The sequence below is a fragment of the Anaerohalosphaeraceae bacterium genome (assembly GCA_035378985.1).
Classification (GTDB): Bacteria; Planctomycetota; Phycisphaerae; order Sedimentisphaerales; family Anaerohalosphaeraceae; genus JAHDQI01.
In genome coordinates, this window is sequence record DAOSUR010000005.1 from 95,439 (window position 1) to 109,083 (window position 13,645).

Sequence of the window (13,645 nt, forward strand, 5' to 3'; positions counted from 1 at the left end):
CGGTTTTTATTCTGTTTGGAAACTCTTGTCAATCGAGCTTGCCGCCGGCGCATATCGACGGACACCTCGGCCCCTCCGATTCCCGAGCGTACGGGTTTGGATTGTACTGACTGCCGTCGGCCTTTTCAATCTTCTTCTTCTGCCCTTCCATCCGCTGCCCCCTATCATTCCCGCGCAGCCCCCTATCATTCCTGCGCAGCCCCCGTCATTCCCGCGCAGCCCCCGTCATTCCCGCGCAGCCCCCGTCATTCCCGCGCAGGCGGGAATCCAGCCATTTCTTCCCACAGTCTCGCAACCCGTCCTGCAAAGATTTCCGCGGATGTAAACGAGTTTTTAATTACAGATTTCACCTGCCGCGACAATCGCAGCACGGCGGGCGGATGACACAGATCAGATAAAGAAAAGAAAAAGGCCCGCACTTTATCTTGTGAAGCTTCAGCAAAGGGAAAACAAAAAGCCATCCTTCTTTTCATTTTGCCTTTTTTCTATTTGGTTTTCGTTGTCCTCCCCCCGAGCTCGACCTCTGGTCGCCGGCCGCTTTTTCCTCATTCTTCCTTTTCCCAATCCGTATAATCCGCGAAATCTGTTGTGAAAATCTGCGGTTGCTTTTTCCTGGACAAAACCGTTCCCTAAAAATAAAGTTAACAAAATGGTCTTTGGGTGTTGTGCTCGCAAACAAATGACTTCCCGACACAGAAAACACAGACAGCATATAGAGCCGGCGGTTTCGGCGTCACCATCCTCATCAACTGCACCCTCTGTACCGGGGTCGGCCTCTGCCGCCTTTTTCCGCCGTCTGCTTAGTCCCGAAGCAGCCGCTCCGCTGCTTGTCCTGCTGTTCGGCACTTACCTTTCCGTTCTCTATTTCGGCCATCAGGCCGTCCCCAACTCGGACTTTCCCGCCTTCGTCCAAACCGCCCGCGACATCCTGAATTTTCGTCTGCCGGCTTCTTTCAAACGCCTCCCCGGCCTGGGCATCCTGCAAATCGCTCTGAGTATCTTTCTCAAAGGTCCCCATCCGGTCCTGACTGCAGGCCTGCTGCTCAATGCTCTGCTCTATCCCTTGTGCGGCTGGCTCTTTTATCTCATCGCCCGCCGCTTCCTCGGACGCATGGCTTTCTGGGCCGCACTCCTGGCTCTGGTCAATCCTGAGGTACTTCTATGGCTGGTGCATCCCATCGCCGAAATTCCTCTGCTGTTCTTTTTTCTGCTGACCTTCTGGCTGCTTTTGCTCCCCAGCCGCTGGGCTTATGCCGCTGCCTTCGGCGCTGCCTTCATCCGCTATGAAGGAGCCGTCCTCATCCTCCTCGTTTTGCTCTCGGATATCCTCCGGCAATCCTCCCTCCGTCAGCAGCTTCTCTCAACAGCCATGGCCTTTTCGGCCGCTCTGCCGACCGCCCTTTGGGTGCTCGGACAATTCCTCACCCGCCATTCCGGCTCCGGAGACTACCTGTCCAGCTACACGGAAGCCGCCGAAAGCGGTTCAATGGTCTTTGGACGCTTCGCTCAAATCCTCCGGCAAATCACCATCCAGCCGTTTTTCCAGACCCCGTATCCTCCTCTCCGGTCCGTAGTCATTCTTTGTACAGTGCTTTTCTGGGCAGGTCTGGTAACCGCCGTCCTCTTTATTCTCTGGAAAAAACACACCGAGCTGGTGCCCATCCTTGTTTTCACGGCCGTTTACTTTCTTCTGCATTCGGCCCGCACCGGCACCCGCCCGCGCTACGCCGCTCCTATCGCCTGGCTGGTCCTTCTGCTTTGGCTGTTCGGCTTTCGCCGTCTTTGGCTTCTTTTCAAAGAAAACATTCCTATTCCCAAACCAGCCGTAATCATCTCCCAGTCGCTTCTTTTTCTCATAGGGATTATCGCCGCTCTTGCATTAGTCGAACCGCTTGCACAAATCCAAAAGTTCAGCCCTCGTTCTGCTTCTGTACCATGGGTTGCCCTCCTTTTTTCGGTTCTTTTTGGGACAATAGGAATTGCCTCAACCAAAGCCCGATTAGCTGGATGGACCGCAGCTGTTCTGGGAATCACATCATGGGCACTCTTTGCCAACCAGAGTGAAATCATCCGAAAACTCGGAAACGGCGATTTCGACCGGGAGTTCAAGGATTTAGCGGTCTGGTATCAACAGAATGCATCGCCTGACCAAAAAATGGTCACGACTATGCCTCATCTCCTTATACAATTTTTGGAGGGCATGAATACAAATTTTGTCCATACCCAAAATATAGATGGGGACACCCCCGAAAAGTTCCTTGAGGACTGTCTGAAGAAAAATATTGCCTATCTTGCCTGGGATTCCCGTTTGGGATTTGCCTATTCGAACAGTTATTACAAAAAATATCGTTTAGACCGCATTGACCACTTGGGTGCCCATATTCGGGATGGGAAAATAATCATGCCCCCCGAAAAAAATGGTCCCTTCCATTTGGTCGGGACCATTCGTAATCCATCTTATCCAAAACGATTTATCTTAATCTACCGTCTGAATCCTGATTCAAACTAAACTCACCTAATCAACAGCCACGACTTCCTTGACTTCCGGCACCCGCTGTTTCAGAAGCCGCTCCACCCCCATTTTCAGGGTCATTCTGGCCCCGGGACATCCTCGGCAAGCCCCTTGAAGCCGCACACGAACCTTATGATCCGCATCAACACCGACTAACTCAATATCGCCCCCGTCATTCTGGAGCATCGGGCGGATGGAATCAATCACCTCCGATACTTTCGTTTCAAAACTCTTTTGCCCGCAGCCGCATGTATCGCACATGTGTATAATCTCCAAAGTATATCTTGTTTCTTTTCCCAATATTGTACCGAAACATAACAAAAGGTACAACTGTTTTCCAAAAACACTAACTTTCCTTTTTACAATCTCTTCGATTCTACTGAAAAAAAAAGAAACCGGTTTACAGAAAACCGGTTTTTAAAAGACCCCCTTCTTTCCCGCGGCCATCTCGTTTCCGGCCTCCCTGACAATACCCTCAGAGGCTCGGTGTAAAGGTTTTGGCCGCGTTGTCCACCCGCATCAGCAGTTCCTGCCAGGAGATGCAGTCTTCAGAAACCAGATGCACTTCTGAATCGCTGCCGACCAAAAAAACCTTAAACTGGCCCGGACAAATATGAAACTTTTCGCGAAACCGAGCACATCCGTCAGCAGGAAGCTCCGTCTGGCCAATCCGTCCCTGCCCCTGTTCAAAAATCTCCGCCACCGTCAGACGACAATCCTGCATTGCCAGCCGAATGCTTTCCAGCTGTTCGACCTGCATTTGATAACAGCGATGATCCGGCGTGGGAGAAAAAATGATAAGCAAAGGGGGTTGGGCTTTTAATTCGCTGAGCCGTGGTCTGGGTATTACCATAATCGACTCCCTTCTCTGAACAGCACGGCATCACCCTCGCAAACGTTTCTCTTTATACGAACAAAACCCCAAAAGGTCAAGAAAAAAAAGATTTTATAGGACAAAAACTTCACATTTCTGCACATCAGAACAGTAAGTTCGGATTCCATACGAATCCGTTGAGACTCTTAAAAAGCATTCAAGAAATATGTGCCGGAAATCTGGATTCCACCTTTCTCCTTTGTGAAAGTTTCGGAGGTCGAGCGGAAATGCTCGCAGCTTTCGAGGAGCATTCAATAAAAAAGCCGCCTTTTCAATACTGAAAAAGCGGCTTTTCATTCAGACAGGAACTTGACGGCAGAGTGGACTATTTGGCCTCAAACTCGGCATCGATCACATCATTGGGGCCTTTTCGGCGAACCTCCCCTTCCGGAGGCGGCGTATGGGTTCCGGAGGTTTTGGCCGAGCCGGATGCGGCCTGCCGTTTGGCCGCTTCCTCATACAGCGTCTTGCCCAGCAGCTGCACCTCACTGTTGAAGTTGTCCAGCGCCCGTCGAATCGCCTCACCGTCATCGCCTTTAACGGCCTCTTTGAGGTTATTCATAGCCGACTCAATCCGGCTTCGGACATCCGCCGGCACTTTATCGCCGAATTCCTTAAGCTGCTTTTCCGTCTGGTAAATCATCTGGTCGGCCTGATTTTTCATCTCAACCACCTGACGGCGTTTCTTATCCTCCGCCGCATGGGCTTCCGCTTCTTTGGCCATCCGCTCGACCTCTTCCTTGCTCAGGCCGGAACTGGACTGAATGACAATCGACTGCTCCTTGCCGGTCCCGAGGTCTTTGGCCGAGACATTCAGAATCCCGTTGGCATCAATATCGAACGTCACCTCAATCTGAGGCACTCCGCGAGGCGCCGGCGGAATCCCCGTCAGCTGGAAGCGGCCGAGTGTGCGGTTGTCCCTGGCGAATTCACGCTCCCCCTGCAGGACATGGATTTCGACGCTGGTCTGGTTGTCCGCCGCCGTGGAGAAAATCTCCTTTTTGGTTGTAGGAATTGTCGTGTTCCGCTCAATAAGCTTGGTCATTATTCCGCCGAGCGTCTCCACACCCAGCGACAGCGGCGTCACATCCAGCAGCAGAATATCCTTCACGCCTGCATCGCCAGCCAGGATAGCCCCCTGAATCGCCGCTCCAATCGCCACAACCTCGTCGGGATTGAGACTCTTGTTGGGTTCTTTTTTGAAGATTTCCCGGGCAATCTGCTGGACTTTCGGAATTCGAGTCGAACCGCCAACCAGCAGAACCTCCTGAATATCCTCCGGACGCAGCTTGGCATCCTCCAGCGCCCGATAGCACGGGGCTTTGAGCCGCTCAAACACATGGTCGCAAAGGGCCTCAAACTTGCTCCGTGTAATTGTAATATTTAGGTGCTTCGGCCCGTTCTGGTCGGCCGTAATAAACGGCAGATTGACCGTAGTCTCCACCTGCGTGCTCAGCTCGCACTTGGCCTTTTCGGCGGCCTCTTTGAGCCGCTGATGAGCCATCGGGTCCTGACGCAGGTCGATCCCTTCCGTCCTGCGGAACTCTTCGGCCAGATAATTAATCAGAACTTCATCGAGGTCATCGCCTCCCAGATGCGTATCGCCGTTGGTGCTGAGAACTTCGAAAACATTATCTCCGATGTCGAGAATCGAGATATCAAACGTCCCGCCGCCGAAGTCAAAAACGGCTACTTTTTCATTTTTCTTCTTTTCCAACCCGTAGGCCAAAGCCGCCGCAGTCGGCTCATTGATAATGCGCTCGACCTTCAGACCGGCAATGGTGCCGGCATCTTTTGTGGCCTGCCGCTGGGAATCGTTAAAATAGGCAGGCACAGTAATGACGGCCTGGGTAACCTTTTCGCCCAGATAATCTTCCGCCGTTTTCTTGAGGTCCTGAAGAATCATTGCGGAGATTTCCGGTGGGGTATATTCTTTATCTCGAACCCTGACTTTCACCAGTTCATCCGGACCGCCGACGATAGTATAAGGCACCATTTTTTCTTCCTCGCTGACCTCACGGTGCCGTCGGCCCATGAACCGCTTAATAGAGTAAATGGTGTTTTTCGGGTTCGTAACCTGCTGATGGCGGGCCGCCTGGCCGACCAGACGTTCTCCTTTTTCGGTGAAACCAACCACCGAAGGGGTCAGTCGGCTGCCGTTTGCATTAATCAGCACCTTCGGTGTGCTTCCTTCCATTACCGCCACCACAGAGTTGGTTGTCCCCAAATCGATGCCGATAATTTTTGCCATATTTCGATCTCCTCTTTTTTGTTGTCAAAATCGCTTGAACTCGGGATGTGCAAAGGTTGTGCCAGGCCCCGCAAGAAATCATATCTGCTTTAGTGATAATATTTTATGGTCACCCTGCAATCGTCATCTTATGTCAATTTGGCAGAACGCTGACAGAAATAACTTGATTTCCGAGCCAAAAATGACTTACCATCCTGTTTTCCTGAAAAGACAATCCATTTTTCTGTTCAGGAGGGAATAACAATGAAAAGGGAAATCATCTTTCTTCTTGTCTCCTGCTTGCTAATGTTCTTTTTCGCTTTCGTCCGGGCGGCGGATGAGCCGAAAGACTCACAAAAGCAGGAAAAGGCATTCGAAACCGATGTCTTTCAGACTGATTTGGGGGATTTGGTCATTACCTTTATCGGGCACGGCACGCTGATGATGACCTGCGGCGGCAAGGTCATTCACATCGACCCCTGGACGCAGCTGGCCGACTACACAAAACTGCCCAAGGCGGACCTGATTCTGATTACGCACGAACACCGAGACCATCTGGACCCTAAGGCGGTCGAGCTGCTTCGAAAAGACGGCACCATCGTGGTCATTCCCGAAAAATGCAGGGAGGCCGTCCCGAACGGTTTGGTGATGAAAAACGGGGACAGGAAAAAACTGCTGGACATGGACATCGAAGCCGTACCCGCCTACAACCTGATTCATAAACGGCCGGACGGTCAGCCCTTCCATCCGAAAGGACAGGGCAGCGGCTATGTCATCACGTTCGGCAAGACACGGGTCTATATCGCCGGCGATACGGAAAACATCCCGGAAATGCAAAACCTCAAAGATATTGCCGTCGCCTTCCTGCCGATGAATCTGCCCTTTACGATGACGCCCCAGATGACCGCGGATGCGGCCCGGATGTTCCGCCCCAAAGTGCTTTATCCCTATCACTACGGGCAGACCGACCCGAATGAGCTGGTCCGGCTGCTGGCCGAGGACAAGGACATCGAGGTCCGAATTCGCCGGCTGCCCTGAAGCCCAGTCCCCGACGGGGAACGCCGCTACTTGGATTTCAGAATGTCGCGGATTTCTTCAAGCAGAAGCTCCTGCCTGCTCGCAGCCGGAGTCGGTGCAGCCGCCTCTTCTTTCTTTTTGGCCAGATTGATAATTTTAATCAAGGCAAAGATTGCAGCGGCTACAATGATGAAATTAATCACCGTGTTGATGAACATCCCGTAGTTGATTTTGACGGCCTGCGAAACCACCTGCCCGGTCTCGGAAACTACGGCATCCCGCAGCGTAATCGAAAACTCCGAGAAATCCATCTGGCCCAGCAGCATTCCCAGCGGCGGCATCAGAACATCATTGACCAGCGAGTTGACAATCTTGCCGAAGGCGGCCCCGATGATGATGCCGACGGCCATGTCAATCACATTGCCCCGCATCGCAAACGCCTTGAATTCCTTCCACAGACTCATACGGCACTCCTTTCCTGTAAAAAAACGGTTTCGAATTGCTTCCACCGTTTGCGTATTAAATCATATCCAAAGAAAGAAAAAAACAACTATTTACTTGAAAAATCCAAGACAGATTTCTCTTGCGGAAGAGAGTCCTCCTTGGCATCTTGGAACTAGCTATGGACAGGGGAGAATGGGCTTATAGAGGAGCGGGAATTGCGGGCGGGCTGCTGCTGATGGCGGGCAATCTGTACGGGCCTCTGTGTCTTTTGCAATTATCGGCTCTGCCGGTTCTGCTGTTCTTGAGTCTGCGAACGTTCAACCCCAAAGGCGCCGCGCTGTGCGGGTTCTATATGGGTCTGTCCTTTTCGATTCCGCAGATGTTCGCCCTGCGAATGCCTTTGCTTGTTACCGTCGGTCTGCTGATTTGGTTCACCGGGATTCTGACCCTGCTTTGTCTGGGCTGTGCGTTCCTTGTTCGACAAGGCGTTCTTCTCGGTTCGCTGGCTGTCGGGGCCTTCTGGGCCCTGTTGGACTGGGCATCCTGCACAGCCGTTCCCATCTGGGGACTGGCCCAATCCTTTGCGCGGAGCTGGACGGCCTATCCGATTCTAATCCAGTTTATTTCGTTAACCGGCATCTGCGGCGTTCCGCTGATGCTGGGCGCTCTGCAGGGACTGGCAAGCTGTCTTCTGGCCCGCCCCGCCTGCCGTAAACGGGCGGCTTCGGCCCTGGCTGCTATTCTGCTCGGCCTGGGCATCCTGAACACCGGACTTTTTCTGCAGAAACCGAGCGGGCACCTTCGCGCGGCTGCGGCGGGCTGGGTGTTTGATGACAGCTCTTCCGAAATTGACCCGCACAGCACTGAAGGATTTGAAAAACTGTTTGCCGAACCGGCACGGCAGGCTGCCCGTCAAGGCGCCGTGCTTTTTACCACCGGCGAGCTGGGCTTTTGTATTGCAGACCACAACCGGCAGGAATGGATGGAGCGGTTCGGACGAATCGCCCGGGAATGCCGCCTCTGGCTGGCCGTCGGATACCTGAATATCTCCGAACACAAAAACCGCATGTTCTTTATGTCGCCCGAAGGGGAAATTGTCGAAGAATACACCAAAACCCATTTGACGCCGATGGAGCCGCGATGGGGCGGAAGCGGCGAACTCAAAACCGTTTGCATCGAAAACATTGCCGTCGGCGGATTGATTTGTCAGGACGACAATTTTCCCCGTCTGACGCGGCATTACGGGCGATGGAAGACACCGATTGTGCTTTGTCCGACGGCTGATTGGCAGACCATCCGCTATCCGCATCTGCAGGCGGTGCGGGCACGAGCTATTGAAGGCCGATACGGAATCATCCGCGGCGCCGCCTGCGGCATCAGTGCCGCCATTGACCCGAAAGGAAGGATACTCGCCCAAATGGACCATTACAAAGAAGGGCCGGGGCTGCTCGTCGCCGATATGCCGATTGTTCAGACGATTCCCTTGTTCAGCCGCTTCGGCTTTGCGCCGCTCTTGACGGTCTGCGGGGTTATTCTGGCCGCCGCTGCCTGCCGCGGATTGAACCGCACCAATAAAAAAGGCGGTCAGGAGACCGCCTCAGAAAAAACACAACAGGAATCTCCGCTATTTTCCGGCGCCCCAGCCGCCCAGCAGACCGAACTTGCGGAATAACGATTTGGTTTTTTCATCGGGTTCGGCGGCCTGCGGTTTGGCCGGAGGGGTTTGCGGCTCTTCCGACTCCGCCTGCGGCTTCTGGGTTGATTTTGCATGCGAAAGAGCCGCAGCCGGAATATGAATCGGAGCCGGCTTGGGACCCGCCTTTCGCTCCTGCTCTTCGAGGAATTGCCAGACTGCCGCGCGGGCCTGCTGCCGTTCGGCCGGCGGCTTGCTGATCCAGGACACTTCCGCCGAGGCATTGTCGTTCAGCGATAAAGGTATCGGTCCGGGCGCGGGCGTCTGCGGGGCGGGATTGACCGGCTTCTGCTCCCGCAGCAGACGAATCGTTTCGTGGGCCCGCCGCAGATTCTCCGTTTGTTCCATCAGCTGATTGCGAAGAGCCGCAATCCGGGCCTCCGCTGATTCCGGCGAAGAGCCCGCCGGGTTCGTAATCAGACACGGCTCATCCGTCAGCGGCTGGTTGCGCGGTCCCTCTGTCGGCGGAACAGACGGCTTGGGGGCCGGTTCCGCGGGCTTGGGCGGTTCTGCCGGGCGAATCGAAGGCAGTTCCCAGATGCCTTCGGACTGCCGGCTGAGAATCTGCAGCTGCCGGGCAAACTCCACATGCTTGCTGAGCTGCTTCTGTGTGGCCTCCAGCTCAGCAGTCTGGCGGGCCAGCATCTGTTCCATCGATTCAATGTATCGACGGGCCTTCTGCAGCTGGCTTTGCGTCTCGGCCAGCACCCCGACGGTTTCCTGCAGCTGCTCGACCTGCCGACGAAGAGACTGATTGTCTTCCTCGCAGCGGCTCAGCCGCGCCTGCAGGTCTGCCGCCTGCTCCTGACTGCGCTCCAGAGCCCGCCTGAGCTGATGATTTTCTTCGTGCCGCTGGATACTGAGCCGCTCAAACTCCTGCGCCCGGCCGGTCATTTCCGTCAGCTGACCTTGCAGCTTTTCAATTTGTTCATCCCGCTGACGGCACTGCTTCTCGAACTCCTGCTGACGCAGCTCCATCTCCTCGGCCAGCTGCTCATAAGCCGCGCGGGCCTGTTCAATCGTGCGGCTCTGGGCCTCAATCTGCCGAAGCAGATGTTCCTCCTGCTGCTGCATCTGGGCTGTCTGCTGGGTTTTCTGCTCCAGTTTGGCCTGCAAATCATCCAGCCGCTGCTGCAGCTGCTGTTCGGTCTCGGCGCTGCGTTCGAGCAGACGATTCTTTTCTTCCAGACGCACCTGCAGGTCTTCCAGAGTGCGCTGGAGCTGCCGGGCCGTCTGTTCAGCAGCCAGATACTGCGTCTCAAACTCCTCCAGCGAGGTCAGCTGCTTCCGCAGGGCCACCTTTTCCTCCAGCACCTGCTGCAGACAGGTTCGCAAATCGGCCGCCTCCGCCTCCAGTCGGGCTATCTGCTCTTCCGTTCGGCTTCGGCTCGATTCCTGAAGCTGGAGTTTCTGCTGAGCTTCCTGAAGGGCCTTTCGAAGGTCATCGGCCTCCTGCCGGCGCCGCTGCGATTCCTCCCGCAGGGAGGCCAGATAGGCACGGCTTTCTTCGAGCTGACGAGCCGCATCCTGCGACGAGTCGGCCTGCTGACGCAGCTTCTCCTGAAGCATCTGCTTTTCCTGTTCGAGCAGCTGGCGGGCCTGTTCGGCCTCGCGCAGCCGGGCCGTCAGCGTATTGCAAATCGTCCGCTGCTCGTGCAGGTCGGTTTCGAGAGCCGCCTTCTGCAGAGCCGACTGCTCTTGCCCGCTGTGAAGCATCTCCTCCAGCTGACGAATCCGCTGACGGGCTTGGTCGAGTTCCCGGCTCAGCCGCTCAGCCGCCTGGCCGCGCTCCTCAGCAAGCACCTGCTGGCTTTGCAGCGAAGCAATGGTCTTCTGGGCCTGGAGCAGTTCCTCGCGGGCGGCAGCCAGTTCTGCCGCTTGTTTGTGCTGACTGCTCGTGAGCAGCTCCTGCTGCTGCTGAATTGTCCGACGGGCCTGCTGAAGTTCCTCCTGCACCGCCTCCAGACGCTGCTGAAGACCGGCCGCCTCCTGCTGCCGAGCCCGGAGCTCTTCGAGTTCCTGCTCGCTTCGGCCGCTTCGGGCCGCCAGTTCCTCCAGCTGCCGGTTTGCCTCCGCCAGCCGGGCCTGCATCGAGGCATATTCATTTCTCATTCGGCTGTGGGTTTCCTGCAGGTCATCCAGTTCCAGCGACAGCTGGTCCCGTTGCTCAGCCACCTTCTGGAAGAGCCGCTCCTGTTCAGCAATCTTCTGCTGAAGCCGTGCGGTCTGTTCATCGGTATTCTGATAATGATTCCGAAGGGCTTCCTCCAGCCGGCAAGCCGCCTGTCGGGACCGAGCCAATTCCTGCTCGAGCAGACTAATCCGCTCCTGCTGCTGTACCGTCTGGTTCCGCAGAGCCCGCATCTGTTCCGCCTGCTGTCGGGCCGCTTCCTCCTGCAGACGAACCACATCCATCTGACCGGTCAGTTCAGCCACGCGGGTCCGAAGAGCATGATTTTCCTCTTCGAGCTGCCGGCAGGTCTGCTGCATCTGTTCCAATTGACCGGTCTGCTCCTGATGGCGGCCGAGCAGCTCATTCACCCGCATTTCCAAAGCCGCCAGGGCCGCCTGCTTTTCTTCGAGGGCTGCCTGTTTTTCCTTCAGCGCCTCTCCGAGTGCATCCTGACTGCGGCCGGCCTCCAATTGATGTATCCGGGCCGCCTCCTCCAGATGAAAGATGCGGGCCTGTGCCTCCTCCAGCTTCCGCTGGAGCGATTCAACCGTTTGACGGGCCTGAGCCGATTCGGTCTGATGGATACGCAGCTGCTCCAATTCCTCTTCCTGACGGGCCTTGTCCGCCTGAAGCGCAGCGAACTCACGGGCCAGCTGCGCAATATAGGCGTCCTGAGAAGCACACGTCTGGGAGAGGTTCTCTTTCTGCTGTTCCAGCCGAGCCAGTCTCTGACGGACCTGATGAAGCTGCTCTTCCAGCACCGCCGTTTGAGTGGAGGCACCGCCGGAATCTTCCGGTGCAGACAGGGTCGGCTCGCTCATCCATTCCATCGCCTGGCGGACTCGGCTTTTTCGGTTCAGTATTTCTTTCGTATCCATCCGAACGCCCTCACACAAAATCCGTTTTGCCGCTCGTCCGATAACTCGTCCGGCGGGATTGTGCCTGCAATACGGCCACCTTGTTATCTTCGCCGTTTGGTGTGCGAAAACATTAATTCTGCGGGCAGTTTTTTTGCTGTGTCCGATAACTGCTGAAGATTCGTCCGATAAGAATGCCGCCCGGCATAATGGCAGATTATTTGGCGGGCATGAGCATACGGCTGCGCGTCTGTGTTTCGGTGAGGAAATCCTCCGGCACCTCTTTGAGTGTAACCGTTCCGGCGGCCGCCCATTCGGCCCCGCGCTGCAGCGTGACAATAAACCCGACGCACTGCATCGAGGCCGCATCGTGGCCGAGTGTGGTATGAAAGATGCGCCCTTTTCCGTAGGAAATGGTAAACAGACATAATTCATCGCGTCCGGTGCCGCGCTGAGCGGGGTCCTGTCGGCCGGTCGCCAGAACATGCAGATTCACCGCCGGGCCGCGCAGCTTGCTGTACAGCTCATCACAGCAGTGAAGCCAACGCGTCGGCAAACCGACCGTAATCGGATGATTCGGGTCTCGGATTGTCACAACCCAGTCGGCCTTCTGACCGTGATAGCCCGCCGGACCGGGGGAAGTATCATAAACGAGTTTGCCGTCCTCCCACCAAACCATCGGGCCTGCTGTTTCATTGCGTCCGCCCCAGCCGCCCAGCCCGATCATTTCGTTCCACTCGGGCCAGTCCGGAAAGGCATTGTCCGCCGCATGCACCACAACCAGCCCGCCGCCCTGCCGCATATAGCTGACAAATGCCTGTCTGGTTTTCTCCGCCCAGGCGTCGCCTTCATAATTCATCACCACGACTTCATAATCCGAAAACGGCGGACAAACATCCTCATTGGGTTGCCCTTTCGGCGGGAAGGTAAACACATCGACGGCAAATCGCCCGCTGGATTCGAGGATGGCCTTCAGAACAGGGGTCGTTTCCTGCCATTTGTGGCCCTCATAGACCATTTGGCCGTCCAAAAGAAGGGCTTTTATTTTGGGAAGGGTTTTTTCCTCATTCATTGGCTTATCCGGCTGTGCCCAAAGGGTGTGAAAAAAAGAAAAGAAAACCAGAACCGCTGCCGCCGCCAAAATTTTGCGTCCGAGCATTGCTTGCCTCCCAAAATTGAAGGGTTTTGTCCGCTTTGGCCGTCATCACTTTCCAATTGTACTCAACCCCCTTCGCAAAAAAAAGAAAAACCTCATTTCCGAAGCCGAAAATGAGGTTTTTGCGCCAAAATGGGCGGTACAGGACTTGAACCTGTGGCCTCCAGCGTGTCGAGCAATTCCGTTTTGCCAATTCGAAAAAGGGGTCAACAATCCGTAACCTATTGCGGAATAAGGGGCTATAATTCGCATAAAAAAGCAAGGAGATTCCAAAAATCCTCGCAATTATTGCACCCGATTGCACGCCATTGCAGTTATTGCGCGTAGTATACCGGTTTTGAGAGTAGAGTACTCTCGGCTTGCAGGGGCCAGATAATGGGACAGGGTATCCGATTATTCCACATGTTTTAATTGCATAGGAATATTGAGATTGAGTTCTCCTACCGCTGAAACTGTAAATCAATTGGACAGAAGGCAATTTCTAATGTTATACTACCGTAAATAAGGGGAAATGCCTATTTTTGTGGCGGGAAAATACTGATAAAAATCTCAAAATTAGTATCAACAATCATCATCTGAATTGATAAGGGTTGTAGTCTTCATATTAAAAGACGGGTTATTATAGGATATTGCCGGGGAAGGATACCCCTTTTTAGTTGACTTTAAGTGTCCAAATGTTGTATAATTTG

General features: G+C 54.7%; 11 protein-coding genes. 3 read left to right on the forward strand and 8 right to left on the reverse strand.

Annotated features, from left to right (window positions below; all coding sequences use genetic code 11):
• Positions 1-28: 28 nt before the first annotated feature.
• Both PKY88_05510 and PKY88_05515 read right to left on the reverse strand, forming a co-directional pair.
• Positions 29-151 carry a hypothetical protein gene (locus tag PKY88_05510; protein ID HOQ04652.1) on the reverse strand — a complete coding sequence of 41 codons (123 nt, stop codon included), beginning with the start codon at positions 149-151 and terminating at the stop codon, positions 29-31.
• A 94-nt stretch (positions 152-245) separates the two neighbouring features.
• On the reverse strand, positions 246-473 hold the full coding sequence (locus PKY88_05515) for a hypothetical protein (protein HOQ04653.1): 228 nt from the start codon (positions 471-473) through the stop codon (positions 246-248).
• Between the two features lie 206 nt (positions 474-679).
• Here PKY88_05515 and PKY88_05520 point away from each other — a divergent pair, with 206 nt between their 5' ends.
• A complete protein-coding gene (locus tag PKY88_05520) occupies positions 680-2,509 on the forward strand; it encodes a hypothetical protein (GenBank protein ID HOQ04654.1) in 1,830 nt (609 codons plus the stop codon).
• A gap of 6 nt (positions 2,510-2,515) precedes the next feature.
• On the opposite strand, the gene PKY88_05525 is transcribed toward PKY88_05520, so the two are convergent.
• From PKY88_05525 to dnaK, 3 genes are all read right to left on the reverse strand, one after another.
• Positions 2,516-2,773 (reverse strand): NifU family protein, encoded by a 258-nt coding sequence (locus PKY88_05525; GenBank protein ID HOQ04655.1) that lies wholly within the window; start codon positions 2,771-2,773, stop codon positions 2,516-2,518.
• A 214-nt stretch (positions 2,774-2,987) separates the two neighbouring features.
• Positions 2,988-3,365, reverse strand: coding sequence for a DUF4174 domain-containing protein (locus PKY88_05530; protein ID HOQ04656.1), 378 nt, complete (start codon positions 3,363-3,365; stop codon positions 2,988-2,990).
• Between the two features lie 346 nt (positions 3,366-3,711).
• On the reverse strand, positions 3,712-5,637 hold the full coding sequence (dnaK, locus tag PKY88_05535) for a molecular chaperone DnaK (GenBank protein HOQ04657.1): 1,926 nt from the start codon (positions 5,635-5,637) through the stop codon (positions 3,712-3,714).
• A 243-nt stretch (positions 5,638-5,880) separates the two neighbouring features.
• Between dnaK and PKY88_05540 the strand changes: the two genes are divergently transcribed.
• On the forward strand, positions 5,881-6,654 hold the full coding sequence (locus tag PKY88_05540) for an MBL fold metallo-hydrolase (GenBank protein HOQ04658.1): 774 nt from the start codon (positions 5,881-5,883) through the stop codon (positions 6,652-6,654).
• 26 nt (positions 6,655-6,680) lie between these two features.
• Here PKY88_05540 and mscL read toward each other — a convergent pair whose 3' ends face one another.
• A complete protein-coding gene (gene mscL, locus PKY88_05545) occupies positions 6,681-7,097 on the reverse strand; it encodes a large-conductance mechanosensitive channel protein MscL (protein ID HOQ04659.1) in 417 nt (138 codons plus the stop codon).
• Between the two features lie 158 nt (positions 7,098-7,255).
• Here mscL and PKY88_05550 point away from each other — a divergent pair, with 158 nt between their 5' ends.
• Positions 7,256-8,749 (forward strand): nitrilase-related carbon-nitrogen hydrolase, encoded by a 1,494-nt coding sequence (locus tag PKY88_05550; protein ID HOQ04660.1) that lies wholly within the window; start codon positions 7,256-7,258, stop codon positions 8,747-8,749.
• On the opposite strand, the gene PKY88_05555 is transcribed toward PKY88_05550, so the two are convergent.
• Both PKY88_05555 and PKY88_05560 read right to left on the reverse strand, forming a co-directional pair.
• Complete coding sequence (locus PKY88_05555) at positions 8,702-11,821, reverse strand: hypothetical protein (protein HOQ04661.1); 3,120 nt, start codon at positions 11,819-11,821, stop codon at positions 8,702-8,704. The genes PKY88_05550 and PKY88_05555 overlap by 48 nt on opposite strands.
• Before the next feature lie 196 nt (positions 11,822-12,017).
• Entirely contained in the window at positions 12,018-12,959 is a 942-nt protein-coding gene (locus PKY88_05560; GenBank protein HOQ04662.1) for a ThuA domain-containing protein, read from the reverse strand.
• Positions 12,960-13,645: the final 686 nt, after the last annotated feature.